This is a genomic window from Rhizobium sp. P38BS-XIX, from assembly GCF_012641435.1.
GTDB lineage: Bacteria > Pseudomonadota > Alphaproteobacteria > Rhizobiales > Rhizobiaceae > Rhizobium.
The window spans coordinates 1212182-1226571 of record NZ_JABAIJ010000001.1 but is presented as its reverse complement, the minus strand read 5'-3'; the positions used below and the strand labels follow the sequence as shown (position 1 = coordinate 1226571).

Here is a 14390-nt window from a genome sequence, read left to right as displayed (position 1 = left end):
GCGCTCAGGCGCCAAATAGTGTTTTTTCGATCGAACCCGCTGCTGGCAGCGGGTTCGTTTCGTTTTGCCTGACATCATCGAGCGGCGGAGCCTTGCTTGATGCCGCCCGGGCGGGCTGCGGGCTGGCGTCCTTAGCCTCATCATCGTCGGAGCATTCGACGCAGTAGCAGCGAAATCTGATCACCTTTGGCGTCTTCATGCTGCCGGGCGACTCCAGCTTGCGAAGGGGTCGGGCAGGTCACGCCAGCGCTCAGGCGTGAAGCGGTCTGTCTCGATCAGGCACGCATCCAGTTCGGCCGTGATCTGCTGCTCGCTCATCGGGTCTGCGCCGATGAACACCAGCTCCTGGCGGCGGTCGCCCCAGGTCGGGTCGAGATAGGGCGTCAGGGCGCGTTTGAACCCCGGATCGTTCGGCCACTGATCTTGAGGCACCGCAGCCCACCAGAGACCCATCTTGCTCGTGCGGACGAGTGCGCCGGCCTGGCTCATTTCGCCAACATAATAAGGGCGGGTGGCGAGCCAGAAAAAACCCTTGGCGCGGACGACGCCCGGCCAGGAGCGGTTGAGAAATGCCTGAAACTTCATGGGATCAAACGGCTTTTTCGCGCGATAGACGAAGGAGCGGATACCGTATTCCTCGGTTTCGGGAACATGATCCTTGAAGCCGTGCAGTTCCTTGTACCAGAGCGGATGTGTTTCGGCGCGATCGATATCGAAGCGGCCCGTGCCCAGAACTTCGGATGATGCCACCGCGCCGAAATCGGCTTCGATCAGGCGCGCATCGGGGTTGAGGCCGACGATGATTTTGCGAGCGGCGTCGCGCTGTTCGGGCGTTGCGGAGCCGATCTTGTTCAGGATCACGACGTCGGCGAACTCGATCTGCTCGACCAGGAGATCGACGATCGTCCGGTTGTCGCCATCGCCGGCCGTTTCGCCACGATCAGCGAGGAAATCCGTCGAGCCATAGTCTGCCAAAAGATTGGCTGCATCGACGACGGTCACCATGGTATCGAGCTGGGCGACGTCGGAGAGGCTGCTGCCGTCTTCGTCGCGGAACTCGAAAGTGGTGGCAACGGGCAGGGGCTCAGCAATACCCGTGGATTCGATCAGCAGATAGTCGAAGCGATCCTGTTCGGCGAGCTGGCGGACTTCCTTCAGCAGGTCGTCGCGCAGGGTGCAACAGATGCAGCCATTCGTCATTTCCACAAGTTGCTCCTCGGTTCGCGAGAGGTTGGCGCCGCCGTCGCGCACGAGCGCCGCATCGATGTTCACTTCGCTCATGTCGTTGACGATGACGGCGACGCGAAGGCCTTCGCGATTGTTGAGGATATGGTTGAGCAGCGTCGTCTTGCCGGCGCCGAGGAAACCGGAGAGGACTGTGACCGGGAGCTTCTTGTTCATGGCTACCTCTTGTAATGTAATATCATTACATTTGCGGTGATGAAAAAAGCGAGCGTTGGCTCGCTTCCTTCGGCGATATCAAGCCTTTCTCAGGAGAGGCAGGCTTTCAGGGAACTTGCGATGCCGCGCATCAGGTCGAAATAAAGATCCGGGCCCTGGGGCAAGGTCGCAGCTTCGGGATCCAGCACGCCTGACTTTGCCGCGGTGCCTTCGAGCACCACATTGACCAGCTTTGGCTCGAACTGCGGTTCGGCAAACACGCAGGTTGCACCGAGATCGGCGACCTTGCTGTGGATTTCGGCGACACGCTGTGCACCCGGAATGGTCTCGGGACTGACCGTGATCGAGCCGGAAACGCGCACGCCGTAGCGATGCTCGAAATACTGATAGGCATCGTGAAAGACGATGAATGGCTTCTCCTTGATCGGAGCGAGCGTGGAGGCAATCTCCGTGTCCAGCGCGTCAAGCTTGTCGTTCAGGGTTTTCTGATTTGCCTCATAGGTCAGGGCGTTGGCCGGATCTGCGGCGACCAGCGACGTGGTGATTTCCGCGACCATCGCCTTGGCATTGTGGGGATCAAGCCAGAGATGGGTGTCGAATTCGCCGTGATCATGATGATCGCCGGCGTCATGCTCGTCACCGTCGTCATGCGGTTCGAAGGCGCCGCCTTCGCGGAACTTGAGCTTAGTGATGCCGGGCGCATCGTCCAGTTCGACGATCGTTGCGTTGGAACCGAGAGAATCCAGTGGCTTCTGAAGAAAAGCTTCCATGCCGGGGCCGACCCAGAAGACCACCTGGGCCTGTTGAAGGCTGCGGGCGTTCGACGGCTTGAACGCATAGGTATGCGGTGAGGCCGCGCCATCGACGATCAGGTCCGGCGTGCCAACCCCTTGCATGATTGCGGCGACAAGAGAATGGATCGGCTTGATCGAAACGACGACCTTCGGCGCATCGGCTGCGGTTGCCGTTGTGCCGGCGAGGATGCCGGAAAGCAGGAGAGAGGCGGCGAGCGGAAGGAAGGCTTTTGCTGCATTCATGCGATTAAATGCCCTTGAATGGGTCTGTTATGTTATTACATCAATTGCGTTATGCTATAACGTGTGCGATAGCATGGCGCAATAGTGCAATTGGAAATTTCATGCTTTCTTCCATCGACAGCAAGAGCCGGCCGCTTGTGTCGCTCCATGATGTCGGCGTTCGCCGCAGCGGCCGCTGGCTGGTGCGCGGCGTCGATTTTTCGGTGAGCCGCGGCGAGATCGTCACACTGATCGGCCCGAACGGTTCCGGCAAGTCGACCAGCGCGAAGACGGCGATCGGCGTCTTGAAACCGGATGAAGGGCGTGTAGAGCGTATAGCCAATCTGAAGGTCGGCTATGTGCCGCAGAAACTTGCGATCGATTGGACGCTGCCACTCAGCGTACAGCGTCTTATGACGCTGACCGGACCGCTGCCTGAGCGCGAATTGACTGTGGCGCTGGAGGCTGTCGGCATCGCGCATCTCGCCAAGGCCGAGGTGCAGCATCTGTCCGGCGGCGAATTTCAGCGGGCGCTGCTTGCGCGCGCCATTGCCCGAAAGCCCGATCTGCTCGTGTTGGACGAGCCGGTGCAGGGTGTCGATTTCAACGGCGAGATTGCGCTTTACGATCTCATCAAATCGATCCGCAATTCGCAGGGCTGCGGCATCCTGCTGATTTCGCATGACCTGCATGTCGTGATGGCGGCGACGGACACGGTGGTTTGCCTGAACGGCCATGTCTGCTGCCGGGGAACGCCGCAGACGGTCAGCCAAAGCCCGGAATACGTAAAGCTGTTCGGTACGCGCGCCGCGCAGTCGCTTGCGATCTACAGCCATCATCACGATCATACGCATCTGCCCGACGGACGCGTGCAGCATGCCGATGGCTCGATCACGGATCATTGCCACGCCGATGATGGTCACCACCATCACGAACATGACGATCATCATCACGGTCACGATGACCATGATCACCATAGCCACGACCACCACCATGCCGAGGGGGAGCGCCATGTTTGACGACTTCTTTCTTCGCGCGGTTGTCGCAGGCGTCGGGCTGGCGCTGACGACCGGGCCTCTCGGCTGCTTCATCATCTGGCGGCGCATGGCCTATTTCGGCGATACGATTTCGCATTCGGCGCTGCTAGGCGTGGCGCTCTCGCTGCTCTTTCAGCTCAATCTGACGCTATCGGTATTTGCGGTCGCAGCGCTCGTCTCGATCCTGCTTTTGTTCCTGCAGCGACGGCAGGCGCTTTCAGCGGATGCGCTGCTCGGCATTCTCTCGCATGCGACGCTGGCGATCGGTCTCGTCATCGTCGCCTTCATGAGCTGGGTGCGCATCGATCTGATCGCGTTTCTGTTCGGCGATATTCTCGCGGTCAGCCAGTCGGATATTGCGGTGATCTGGGGCGGCGGGATCTTGGTACTGGCGGCTATTGCCTGGCTCTGGCGGTCGCTTCTGGCGTCGACCGTCAATCCTGAGCTTGCCGAAGCCGAGGGATTGCGGCCGGAGCGCTCAAGGCTGCTTTTTATGCTGCTGATGGCCGTGGTGATTGCGATTGCCATGAAGATCGTCGGCATACTCCTGATCACCGCGCTGCTGATCATTCCCGCGGCCACTGCGCGCCGCTTTGCCGCGACGCCGGAGACGATGGCGGTTTTCGCCTCTCTGCTCGGCGCCGTCGCCGTTGTCGGCGGTCTATTCGGATCGCTGCGCTACGATACGCCGTCTGGACCATCGATCGTCGTTGCGGCGCTTGTTCTGTTTATCATCAGTCTGCTGCCCCTCGTTCGAAGGGCCGGCACGCCAGCGGCGCAACAGAGAGGACAGTCGTCATGACCACTCCGGTGCTCACAAAGAATCAAGGCCTTGTTTTCGACGTGCTGACCAGGGCGGAAGGACCGCTCAGCGCCTATACCATTCTCGACAAGCTGCGCGACCAGGGCTTTCGTGCGCCGCTGCAGGTCTATCGCGCGCTGGACAAGCTTCTCGAATATGGCGTGGTGCACAGGCTAGAGAGCATCAACTCCTTTGTTGCCTGCGCCCATCCGCACGAGAATTGCCATAGCCACGGCCTCGTCGCCTTCGCCATCTGCGAAAGCTGCGGCCAGGTGATCGAGTTTCACGATCACGAGGTGGATCATCGGCTGATGGATTGGCTGAAATCGCAGAAATTCAAAGCCGAGAAATCCACCATCGAGATCCGCGGCCATTGCGCGAATTGTGCGGCATAAGCCGTCGCTGCCGATAGGCTATTGCCTTCCTCGCCAGATATTTGTGAAGGATTTCTAATCCAATCTTTTAAGGTCGCGGGCGAAGCGTTGCCAGTTGGCGACGTAATTGCTGGCGGAACGGCGCAGGCCTTCTATCGCGGCTTCATCCAGCGTGCGGATCGCGCGTGCCGGGGAGCCAACGATGAGCGAGCCGTCCGGGAACTCCTTGCCTTCCGTGACAAGCGCATTGGCGCCGACGAGGCAGTTGTTACCGATCTTGGCGCCGTTCAGGATCGTGGCGCCCATGCCGATCAACGAGTTGTTGCCGATCGTGCAGCCATGAAGAATGGCGTGATGGCCAATGGTGCAGCCTTCGCCGATCACCGTCGGGTAGGCCGGGTCGGTGTGCACCATGGTGCCGTCCTGGATATTCGTGGCGTTGCCGATGGTGATCGGCTCGTTGTCGCCGCGCAGCACCGCCCCGAACCAGATGCCGACGTCCTCGCCGATCTCGACCTTGCCGATCACGCTTGCATCCGGTGCGACCCAATATCGGCCGGGACCCGGCGTCTTCGGCGTCGAGCCAGCAAGGGCGTAAAGCGGCATGGTCGATCCTCCTCGATCAGACGACGTTGAGTACCAGGTTTGCAACGCCATCGACGGCGCAGCTGATCCGGTCGCCGCGTGTAACGGGACCGACGCCAGCGGGGGTACCGGTCATGATGATGTCACCCGGTGCGAGCGTGAAGAGCTTGGAAAGCTCGGCGATGATTTCGGGCACCTTCCAGATCATCTGCAAGAGATCGCCTCTCTGAGCGGCCTCTCCGTTGCGCATCAGCCAGATGCCGCCCTTGTCGGGGTGACCGACGCGGGTGGCGGGGACGAGCGCGGAGACGGGCGCCGAGTGATCGAAGGCCTTGCCGATTTCCCAGGGGCGGCCCAGTTTCTTGGCTTCGCCCTGCAGGTCGCGACGGGTAAAATCGATGCCGACGCCGTAGCCGTAGACGCAATCCAGCGCCTGCTCGACTGGTATTTCCGCGCCGCCGCTGCGAAGTGCTACGATAAGCTCGACCTCGTGATGCACATCCGAGGACAGCGACGGGTAAGGGAAATCGCTCGAGACCAGCAGGTTGTCGGGATTCTTCTGGAAGAAGAAGGGCGGCTCGCGGCTCGGATCATGGCCCATTTCGATGGCATGGTCGGCATAGTTGCGGCCAACGCAATAAACGCGGCGCACGGGAAAGAACTCGTTTTCGCCCTCGATCGGGAGGAGAACGGTGGCGGGTGGCGGAATGACTGTCGTCAAAGGGGCGTTCATATGGGCTTTCGAAATTCCTGATCTTCGGCAAGGCGGTCGCCCTCCGACTCCATAAGGCAAACTAGCATCATTGTTACTGCCGCGGAAACTGGCCTTTTTCAGGGATTTGGTGTAGAGCGCGGATCAGAAAGGTTTCCCATGTATAGTGACGCGCTGAAAAACGGCCGCAAGATTTTTGCGGTGGCACCGATGATCGACTGGACTGATCGCCATTGCAGGTATCTGCATCGGCAGATCAGCCGGCATGCGCTGCTCTATACGGAGATGGTGGTGGCCGACGCGATCATTCATGGGCCGCGCGATCGGCTGCTGGGTCATGATACGGCGGAGCATCCCGTCGCGTTGCAGCTCGGCGGCTCGGACCCGGTGAAGCTTGCCGAGGCGCTGCGGATTGCCGAGGCTTATCGGTATGACGAGATCAACCTCAATGTCGGCTGTCCGTCGGACCGCGTGCAATCCGGCACGTTCGGCGCCTGTCTGATGCTGACGCCGGAGGCGGTTGCGTCCTGCGTGGCTGCCATGAAGTCAATATCGAAGGCGCCCGTTACCGTGAAATGCCGCATCGGCGTCGATGAGCAGGAGCCGGAAGAGGCGCTGCCCGAGCTGATGACGCGCGTCCTCGATGCCGGCGCAGACGCCATCTGGATCCATGCGCGCAAAGCCTGGCTGAAGGGCTTGTCGCCCAAGGAAAACCGCGAGATCCCGCCGCTCGATTACGACATCGTCTATCGCATGAAGCAGCGTTGGCCCGATGTTTTCATCGGTATCAACGGCGGCATTCAGACGCTGGATCAGGCCGAGGCGCATCTTTCCCATGTCGACGGCGTCATGCTCGGCCGTGCCGCCTATCAGAACGCCGCCATTCTCGCCGATGTCGATCATCGCTTCTATGGTGATCCGGCAACCGAGGCGGATTGGAACGGGCTGCGCGACCGAATGATTGGATATGTCGAACGGCATATCGCCAATGGCGGCCGCCTGCAGCATGTCGCGCGCCACATGGTCGGCCTCTTCACCGGTCTGCCGGGTTCGCGGCGTTACCGTCAGATCCTGTCGACCGACGCCAACAAGTCGGGCGCAGGCCCCGAGGTGATTGCGGCCGCCTTCGCGGCGGTGGACTTTTCCGGTGAACGCGAACGGGTAAGCGCGTGAGCGCATCCGCTCATCCTCGGGACTAGAAAGCGTTTCCGCCTGCCCCATCATTAGGGATCGATATCCGCGATCGGCCAGAACCACAGCGGATTTATTTTGAACCATGCAGCGAAGCTCGCTCCGTCCTCGTAAGGAGGTGCGAGCATTCGCAAAATGCCGCCGCCCCGAGGGACGGCGGTAGGCTTTGCGATATGAATGGCTGAAATGAAAAACGGCGCGGTTTTCACCGCGCCGTCGGAAACCTTTTCAGGCAGTCACCAGAGGCTTAGTTAGCCTGGATGTTGACAGCCTTCGGGCCCTTGCCCATGCGATCCGGCTCGGTGTCGAACGTGACCTGCTGGCCTTCACGCAGCGACTGGATGCCAGAAGCCTGAAGAGCGGAGATGTGGACGAAAACGTCCTTTGCACCGCCGTCAGGAGTGATGAAACCAAAACCTTTGTCCTGGTTGAAGAATTTTACGGTGCCCTTGGTGGCCATGGGGGATAGTCCTTTACCCATCAGTCTTAGTTAATCCGGGAAACCCGGACGGCTTTGCTTCCGCGACATGCGAAAGCCAGTCGAGAAGTCACGTACGGGGAAAGAACGTCTGCGCGGGTCTCTTAAACCCAACCACTGCCTGCCGCCAGCGGATCACCAAATCAGTCCAGTCACCGGCATGCAAATGCCCGAGCATGCATATGGGTGACAGGCTTTGTGCAAAAAGGCAAGGGGCAATATTAGGGCAGGGTGGGAAACGGGTGGGATTAGGGTGGGAATTTCAAGGAGTTGCAAGCATAAGGAAGATGTTGCTCCAAGCCAAAGCCGATACAGGCAGAGGTTTTGTTAATGGGGCAGACCTTCAGTGCGGGTTGAGTTGAGGTCTTTCAATTTAACTACGAGTATCGTGGTTGAATTTAACTAGATCGTCAGATTCGCTGACTTTGCTTCCTTGCCGTGAATATTATCGAGTGGCGCGGGTATTTCAACAATAATGCCCGCAATACACGGAAGCCTAAATATTTTCCTCTCCATTCAAATCCCGTCAATTTTGATTGCCTTGGAAGTTTTGGTTCTTGCGCCCGGATTAGGCCCGGACAAACGCTTCGCGGTTCGTGGCTATTCACGGACGCTTCACGTCTCAACCAGCGTAAACACCGCGCAAGGCTCGGCAATCCCTCGCAGCTCATGGTCTCCAAGAGAAGCGAGCGGCATCGCTGCCTCAGCGGCGAGCGACCCGGAAATCAGGATATTCTGCCCAAGCGGCTTGCACAGGCCCTCCAGCCGGCTGACGAGATTGACGGCGGGGCCGATGGCGGTGAAGTCCAGGCGGTCGGCGGCGCCGATGTTGCCCCAGAGCATGTCGCCGAAATGCAAGGCGGCGCCGAAGGGGAGCGGCGGCAGGCCTTGGCTTGCCCGGGTCGCATCGAGATGGGCCATGCCGGCGCGAATGGCGGTTGCGGCGCGCAGCGCGGCCTCACAGGCTTCTGTTGCCGTGGTCGTGACCGGGAAGATCGCCAGCACGCCGTCGCCGATGAATTTCAGTACTTCGCCGCCGAAGGCATGCACGGCGCCCGCCACACGATCGAACCAGGCGTCGAGAGCGGCGATGACGATCGTCGGTTCCGTCGCTTCGGAGAGAGCGGTGAAATCGCGAAGGTCGGCGCAAAGAAGCGCTGCGCGGATGGTTTCGCCGGTGCTGCGGCTGAGCGCGCCGGCCTGAACTCGGGCTGCACTTCTGCGGCCGAGATAGGCTTCGAGTAGCGCCGACAGCGCCGCGCGGGCGGCAAGGGCCGCCAGCGGTGCCGCGGCAAAGCGGGCGATCTGGTTCAGGTTTGCCGCTTCTGTCGCCGTGAAAGGCCGGGTGCCGGCCCAGGCCAGCACGGAATTGTCTGGCGTTTCTCCGATCGTTGCCTCACAGGTGGGGCCGAGATCGCCGAGCCAGTCGCGACCGGCTTGTCCGAGCACCGTTCCAGCGAAGCCGAGAGCCTCGATTACTGCGTCCGTTTTGGAATGCCAGAGCCAGGTACGTTGCGTCACGATCGGGTGCGGCGCGGCGAGCGTCAGGGCGCCACCGGCAAGTGGCAGCCCGGCATCAACGAGCTGTCTGCCGAGATCCGCCAGAAAGCGTTCGGGATTGGGGGAGGTTCCGGCTTCATCAACGAGCCAGGAAAGAGGGGCAGGTAGATTCATGGCGCGATCATGTCATGACAGTTGCAGCCTGTCATCCATAGCGATCCAAGCTTTGGGATGAGGGCGTTACCACACAAAAGAATTGAGCTATGTCCCTCGTCGGCGACCTAGCGTTTCTCCGACGAGGCCATGAGGTTGTGCCGATGCCGTCAGCTCTGGCCGTCGTGACCGTGCATGGAATCCGGACCAGGATCGCGCCCTGCCGCCACCGCAGCCATGCGGTCGAAGTAATGCGCCCAACCCTTTGCATGCGCTTCACATTGGTCGGCCGTCGGCAGGCCGGTATGGGTGAGGCGCACCAGTGTGCCATTCGGTTGCTCGATCAGATCGATTTCCACCAGGCTTGATCCTGGCGGCACGGCCTCGCTGCCTTCCCAGCCGAAACTGTAGGCGAGACGATGCACCGGCACGACCTCACGAAAGGAGCCGCGGGCGACGCGGGCACCTGTGACATTGACCAGATAAATGCCGCCGGGCTGCAGCTCTGTCTGGGCTTCGGTGCCCATCCAGCGTAGAATTTTTTCGGGATCGGTCAACAGCGCGAACACGGCTGCGGGCGGTGCCGAGACATGGGTCTCACGGCGGACGACTAAAGGCTCTGACATCGTTCTCTCTCCCGTGGTCGCTTTCCCCGTCGATTCGGCACGCGCAAACGTTGCCTTGCGTCATGGGGCTCCTCATGCGATGGCGTTCAGGCTTTCCGACAAACCAGCGAAGATCCTCCGGCGCTGGCTGCAATCCTCGGCACTTGGCGGCGCCCGCCGGCCTTATCGTCCTGGCCGCCCGGTTTTGCCTTTTGTCCTGCTCTTGCGCTGTCTTTCGTCTATCGGGTCCTCATAGGATCCGACGCCGGGCTTTGCGCGCGTCACCGGCTTGTCCGGCATCTTGCCCTGGACTGGCTTCTCGGTGCGGCCGACCGTCATCTCGTCCAGCGTGTTCCTGCGGAAAAGCGGCGTGCCGGCATCGCTGCCCGGTCCCATTTCATCGAGACTGGGCTTGGCAAAATAGCCGTTGGAGGCATCCTGACCCGAAGTTGCAGCACCCGATTTGCCGGCCTTTGAGGCACGGCCTCCCTTGCCGCCTTCGAGGCTCTTGGCCTCTTCGCGGGCTAGCGGATCGTCCATGGCGGCAAGTTCGACGGCCTTGAGGCGCTTGATCTCGTCGCGCAGACGCGCCGCCTTTTCGAAGTCCAGGTCGGCTGCGGCATCGCGCATCGATTTTTCCAGCGCGTTGAGATGAGCCTGCAAATTGTTGCCGACCAGATGGCCGCCATCGGCAAAACCCTTGCCGGCAGCGCCGCCGATATCGGCACGAACATGGTCCTTCTCATAGACGCTGTCGAGGATATCGGAAATCTTCGCCTTGACCGATTCCGGCGTGATGCCGTTTTCGAGGTTGTAAGCCATCTGCTTTTCACGGCGGCGGCTCGTCTCCTCCATCGCCCGCTTCATCGAGCCGGTGATGTTGTCGGCGTAAAGAATGACCTTGCCGTCCACGTTACGCGCGGCGCGGCCGATGGTCTGGATGAGCGACGTCTCGGAACGCAGGAAACCTTCCTTGTCGGCATCGAGGATGGCGACGAAGCCGCATTCCGGAATATCGAGGCCTTCGCGCAACAGGTTGATGCCGACGAGGACGTCGAAGGCGCCGAGGCGCAGGTCGCGGATGATTTCTATGCGCTCCAGCGTATCGATATCCGAGTGCATATAGCGCACGCGCACGCCCTGTTCGTGCAGATATTCCGTCAGGTCCTCGGCCATGCGCTTGGTAAGCACGGTGCAGAGGGTGCGATAACCCTTGGCGGCCGTCTCGCGGATTTCTCCAAGGACGTCGTCGACCTGGGTACGGGCGGAACGAACCTCGACCGGCGGGTCGATGAGGCCTGTTGGGCGGATGACCTGCTCGGCGAAGACGCCGCCAGCCTGCTCCATTTCCCAGCCACCCGGCGTTGCCGAAACAGCGATCGTGTCGGGGCGCATGGCGTCCCATTCCTCGAAGCGCAGCGGACGGTTGTCCATGCAGGAGGGCAGGCGAAAGCCGTATTCGGCCAGCGTCGCCTTGCGTCTGAAGTCGCCGCGATACATGCCGCCGATCTGGCTGACCGAGACGTGGCTTTCATCGATGAAGAGCAGGGCGTTATCGGGAATATATTCGAACAAGGTCGGCGGCGGCTCGCCGGGATTGCGGCCGGTCAGGTAGCGCGAATAGTTCTCGATGCCGGCGCAGGAGCCGGTGGCTTCCAGCATTTCGACGTCGTAGCGGGTGCGCTGCTCCAGACGCTGCGCCTCGAGCAGGCGGCCAGCCTTTTCCAGCTCTGCGAGCCGGATCTTCAGCTCTTCCTTGATCGCCTTGATGGCGCCGTTCAGCGTCGGGCGCGGCGTCACATAATGCGAATTAGCGTAGATCTTCACCGATTTCAGGTCGCCGGTCTTCTGGCCGGTCAGCGGGTCGAATTCGGTGATGGCGTCGATCTCGTCGCCGAACATGGAGATGCGCCAGGCGGCATCCTCCAAGTGGGCCGGGAAGATTTCGATCGTGTCGCCGCGGACGCGGAAGGAACCGCGGATGAAATCCATGTCGCGACGCTTGTATTGCTGCGCCACGAGATCGGCCAGAAGCTGGCGCTGATCCAGCCGGTCGCCGACATTCATCTGGAAGGTCATCGCCGTATAGGTTTCGACCGAGCCGATACCGTAAATGCACGAGACGGAGGCGACGATGATGCAATCGTCGCGTTCCAGCAGCGAGCGCGTCGCCGAGTGGCGCATGCGGTCGATCTGTTCGTTGATCGAGCTTTCCTTCTCGATGAAGGTATCCGAGCGCGGAACGTAGGCTTCCGGCTGGTAATAATCGTAGTAGGAGACGAAATACTCGACCGCGTTGTCCGGAAAGAAGTTCTTGAATTCGGAATAGAGCTGCGCGGCCAGCGTCTTGTTAGGGGCGAGGATAACGGCGGGCCGCTGCGTCGCCTCGATCACCTTGGCCATGGTGAAGGTCTTGCCGGAACCCGTGACGCCGAGCAGCACCTGGCTGCGGTCCCCATTTTCCAATCCTTCGACGAGATCGCGGATCGCCGTCGGCTGGTCGCCGGCGGGCTGGTATTCCGAGGCCATGCGGATCTCGATGCCGCCTTCGGATTTCGCCGGGCGGGCAGGGCGGTGGGGCGTCCAGAGTTTACCATCCTTGAAGAGCGGATTGCCGCTCTCGATCAGCTTCGACAACGCTTCCACGGTCGCGGTTACGCCGCCGGTCGCGATCTTGTCGGCATCCTCAAGCGCGATATCGAGGCCTGCTACGGGATTGAGGCCGGCCGCAGCGCGCGTTTTCGGGTCTGTCGAGCCGCCCATCGAGGTGCCTCGTGCAGACTTCGAAGCGGCGATCTCGACCTTCTTGCGATGCTTGCCTGCCTTGGAGGCGATCTCGCGCTGCGTTTCGATGCCGGATGCTTCCGCATCCGCCTCGAGCTGCTTCACCCAATCGGACACGCTGCCGCTGAGCGGCGCACCTTCAAACGGTGCCTGCGGCGCCTCTTCGAAACCGGTCGGAGCGGAAGGTTTTTTCGGTGATTTGGCCATGGAGGGAATATGGCGACAGAACACGCCAATGTGAAGGGGCAAAGAGTACAAAAGGGAAACGGATCGATGGATTTTTCCGTTCGTCAGGGATGTCGAATGTGATACAACCCAAGGGCGGCTGGTGCGTTATCGCTGATCCCAAAGTCCGCATAGCGCAATCCTCACTGGCGCCAAAGGAGGAACCACCGCAACGTCGACATGCCCGGCCAATCCCGCCGGGTTCCCCCAGCTTCGACGGCATCCGGTATTGCCCGCCTCGCCGCCGCCATCCGGTCGGAGGATTATAATGACCGCATTGGATAGCTTGCGTTTCCTGTCGCCCCAGCAACGAAACACCGTCATCGCGGCCTATCTGGGCTGGACGCTGGATGCTTTCGATTTCTTCATATTGGTTTTCGTTCTCAAACATATCGCAGAGGAATTTCACACGGATGTCCCGGCGGTGGCCGTCGCCATCTTCCTCACGCTCGCCATGCGCCCGCTCGGCGCGCTGATCTTCGGGCTCGCCGCGGATCGCTACGGCCGGCGGATGACGCTGATGGTCGATGTGCTGCTTTACTCGGTGTTCGAGTTCCTCACCGGCTTTTCGACTGGATTGACGATGTTTCTCGTCCTGCGTGCCCTGTTCGGCATTGCCATGGGCGGCGAGTGGGGAGTCGGCGCATCGCTTGTCATGGAGACCATACCCGAGGATTCACGCGGTCTCGTCTCTGGCATCCTGCAGGCAGGCTATCCTTCCGGCTATCTGCTGGCCTCGATCGTCTTCTTCCTGTTGTTTCCCGTCATCGGTTGGCGCGGCATGTTCATTGTCGGTGCGGTGCCGGCTTTGCTGGTGCTTTATATCAGGCGCAGCGTTGAGGAGTCGCCGGCTTTCGTGCAACGCCAATCAAAGCCGCAACGGCCGTTCCTGACCGTCCTGCAGGAGAATATTCCGCTGTTCATATGGGCGGTCATTCTCATGACCGCATTCAACTTCTTCAGTCACGGCACGCAGGATCTCTATCCGACCTTCCTGGAGACGCAGCGGCAATATGACTCCTACACCGTCGGCGCCATCGCCATCGTCTACAATATCGGCGCGATCGTCGGTGGTCTGGCATTCGGAGTGATGTCGCAGCGCATCGGCCGGCGCCGGGCCATGGTCATCGCTTCGCTGCTGGCGATCCCTGTTGCTCCGCTCTGGGTCTATGGCCATGGGCCTGTCATGCTGGCGATCGGCGCTTTCCTGATGCAGTTCTTCGTGCAGGGCGCCTGGGGCATCGTGCCGGTGCATCTCAACGAATTGTCGCCGGATGAGGTGCGCGGCACGTTTCCGGGCTTTGCCTATCAGCTCGGCAATCTGCTGGCTTCCGGCAACGCCTCGATCCAGGCAGGATTGGCCAAGCAATGGAACGGCGACTATGCCTTCGCGCTGATGATCGTCGCCTGCATCGTCGCGGTCGCTGTCGCGCTGTTTGCCGGCTTTGGCTACGAGAAGAAGGGAGTTCGCTTCGGCAGTAAAAGCGCCCGCGCGCCCGATGAGATCGTCAAGACCTGAGCCCATCC

14 protein-coding genes are annotated in these 14390 nt (G+C 60.8%); 5 read left to right on the top strand and 9 right to left on the bottom strand.

Annotation, left to right across the window (positions count from 1 at the left end; genetic code table 11):
• Positions 1–4 precede the first annotated feature (4 nt).
• The 3 genes from HGP17_RS05955 to HGP17_RS05945 all read right to left on the bottom strand — a co-directional run bounded on the left by HGP17_RS05955 (position 5) and on the right by HGP17_RS05945 (position 2438).
• Complete coding sequence (locus tag HGP17_RS05955) at positions 5–199, bottom strand: hypothetical protein (protein WP_168806802.1); 195 nt, start codon at positions 197–199, stop codon at positions 5–7.
• Complete coding sequence (gene zigA, locus HGP17_RS05950) at positions 196–1401, bottom strand: zinc metallochaperone GTPase ZigA (protein WP_168806800.1); 1206 nt, start codon at positions 1399–1401, stop codon at positions 196–198. Before zigA ends, HGP17_RS05955 begins: the two co-directional genes overlap by 4 nt.
• A gap of 89 nt (positions 1402–1490) precedes the next feature.
• Positions 1491–2438 carry a zinc ABC transporter substrate-binding protein gene (locus tag HGP17_RS05945; RefSeq protein ID WP_168806798.1) on the bottom strand — a complete coding sequence of 316 codons (948 nt, stop codon included), beginning with the start codon at positions 2436–2438 and terminating at the stop codon, positions 1491–1493.
• A 101-nt stretch (positions 2439–2539) separates the two neighbouring features.
• Here HGP17_RS05945 and HGP17_RS05940 point away from each other — a divergent pair, with 101 nt between their 5' ends.
• From HGP17_RS05940 to HGP17_RS05930, 3 genes are read left to right on the top strand one after another with little or no spacing between them, the layout of a single operon-like run.
• Positions 2540–3436, top strand: coding sequence for a metal ABC transporter ATP-binding protein (locus tag HGP17_RS05940; RefSeq protein ID WP_168806796.1), 897 nt, complete (start codon positions 2540–2542; stop codon positions 3434–3436).
• Positions 3429–4256, top strand: coding sequence for a zinc ABC transporter permease subunit ZnuB (gene znuB / locus HGP17_RS05935; RefSeq protein ID WP_168806794.1), 828 nt, complete (start codon positions 3429–3431; stop codon positions 4254–4256). Before HGP17_RS05940 ends, znuB begins: the two co-directional genes overlap by 8 nt.
• Positions 4253–4651, top strand: a complete 399-nt coding sequence (locus HGP17_RS05930) for a Fur family transcriptional regulator (RefSeq protein WP_168806792.1) — start codon at positions 4253–4255, stop codon at positions 4649–4651. The genes znuB and HGP17_RS05930 overlap by 4 nt, the downstream gene beginning before the upstream one ends.
• Before the next feature lie 54 nt (positions 4652–4705).
• On the opposite strand, the gene HGP17_RS05925 is transcribed toward HGP17_RS05930, so the two are convergent.
• Complete coding sequence (locus tag HGP17_RS05925) at positions 4706–5236, bottom strand: gamma carbonic anhydrase family protein (RefSeq protein ID WP_168806790.1); 531 nt, start codon at positions 5234–5236, stop codon at positions 4706–4708.
• A 16-nt stretch (positions 5237–5252) separates the two neighbouring features.
• Positions 5253–5948: a fumarylacetoacetate hydrolase family protein gene (locus HGP17_RS05920; RefSeq protein WP_168806788.1), complete on the bottom strand. Its 696-nt coding sequence runs from the start codon at positions 5946–5948 to the stop codon at positions 5253–5255.
• 138 nt (positions 5949–6086) lie between these two features.
• Between HGP17_RS05920 and dusA the strand changes: the two genes are divergently transcribed.
• A complete protein-coding gene (gene dusA, locus HGP17_RS05915; RefSeq protein WP_168806786.1) occupies positions 6087–7100 on the top strand; it encodes a tRNA dihydrouridine(20/20a) synthase DusA in 1014 nt (337 codons plus the stop codon).
• Positions 7101–7365: 265 nt separating this feature from the next.
• Here the strand turns inward: dusA and HGP17_RS05910 are convergent, their stop codons facing one another.
• The 4 genes from HGP17_RS05910 to uvrB all read right to left on the bottom strand — a co-directional run bounded on the left by HGP17_RS05910 (position 7366) and on the right by uvrB (position 12845).
• Positions 7366–7578 (bottom strand): cold-shock protein, encoded by a 213-nt coding sequence (locus HGP17_RS05910; protein WP_004109325.1) that lies wholly within the window; start codon positions 7576–7578, stop codon positions 7366–7368.
• A 633-nt stretch (positions 7579–8211) separates the two neighbouring features.
• Complete coding sequence (locus HGP17_RS05905; RefSeq protein WP_168806784.1) at positions 8212–9270, bottom strand: adenylate/guanylate cyclase domain-containing protein; 1059 nt, start codon at positions 9268–9270, stop codon at positions 8212–8214.
• Positions 9271–9419: 149 nt separating this feature from the next.
• Complete coding sequence (locus tag HGP17_RS05900; RefSeq protein ID WP_168806782.1) at positions 9420–9875, bottom strand: SRPBCC family protein; 456 nt, start codon at positions 9873–9875, stop codon at positions 9420–9422.
• Between the two features lie 162 nt (positions 9876–10037).
• Complete coding sequence (gene uvrB / locus HGP17_RS05895) at positions 10038–12845, bottom strand: excinuclease ABC subunit UvrB (RefSeq protein ID WP_168806780.1); 2808 nt, start codon at positions 12843–12845, stop codon at positions 10038–10040.
• Positions 12846–13131: 286 nt separating this feature from the next.
• Between uvrB and HGP17_RS05890 the strand changes: the two genes are divergently transcribed.
• Positions 13132–14382, top strand: coding sequence for an MFS transporter (locus tag HGP17_RS05890; RefSeq protein WP_168806778.1), 1251 nt, complete (start codon positions 13132–13134; stop codon positions 14380–14382).
• The last annotated feature ends 8 nt before the right edge of the window (positions 14383–14390 follow it).

Coding starts and splice junctions, on each gene's coding strand:
- HGP17_RS05945 (WP_168806798.1), bottom strand. CDS start 2,438: ATGAATGCAGCAAAAGCCTTCCTTCCGCTCGCCGCCTCTCTCCTGCTT.
- HGP17_RS05920 (WP_168806788.1), bottom strand. CDS start 5,948: ATGAACGCCCCTTTGACGACAGTCATTCCGCCACCCGCCACCGTTCTC.
- HGP17_RS05890 (WP_168806778.1), top strand. CDS start 13,132: ATGACCGCATTGGATAGCTTGCGTTTCCTGTCGCCCCAGCAACGAAAC.
- HGP17_RS05900 (WP_168806782.1), bottom strand. CDS start 9,875: ATGTCAGAGCCTTTAGTCGTCCGCCGTGAGACCCATGTCTCGGCACCG.
- HGP17_RS05955 (WP_168806802.1), bottom strand. CDS start 199: ATGAAGACGCCAAAGGTGATCAGATTTCGCTGCTACTGCGTCGAATGC.
- HGP17_RS05905 (WP_168806784.1), bottom strand. CDS start 9,270: ATGAATCTACCTGCCCCTCTTTCCTGGCTCGTTGATGAAGCCGGAACC.
- uvrB (WP_168806780.1), bottom strand. CDS start 12,845: ATGGCCAAATCACCGAAAAAACCTTCCGCTCCGACCGGTTTCGAAGAG.
- HGP17_RS05910 (WP_004109325.1), bottom strand. CDS start 7,578: ATGGCCACCAAGGGCACCGTAAAATTCTTCAACCAGGACAAAGGTTTT.
- HGP17_RS05930 (WP_168806792.1), top strand. CDS start 4,253: ATGACCACTCCGGTGCTCACAAAGAATCAAGGCCTTGTTTTCGACGTG.
- HGP17_RS05925 (WP_168806790.1), bottom strand. CDS start 5,236: ATGCCGCTTTACGCCCTTGCTGGCTCGACGCCGAAGACGCCGGGTCCC.
- dusA (WP_168806786.1), top strand. CDS start 6,087: ATGTATAGTGACGCGCTGAAAAACGGCCGCAAGATTTTTGCGGTGGCA.
- HGP17_RS05940 (WP_168806796.1), top strand. CDS start 2,540: ATGCTTTCTTCCATCGACAGCAAGAGCCGGCCGCTTGTGTCGCTCCAT.
- zigA (WP_168806800.1), bottom strand. CDS start 1,401: ATGAACAAGAAGCTCCCGGTCACAGTCCTCTCCGGTTTCCTCGGCGCC.
- znuB (WP_168806794.1), top strand. CDS start 3,429: ATGTTTGACGACTTCTTTCTTCGCGCGGTTGTCGCAGGCGTCGGGCTG.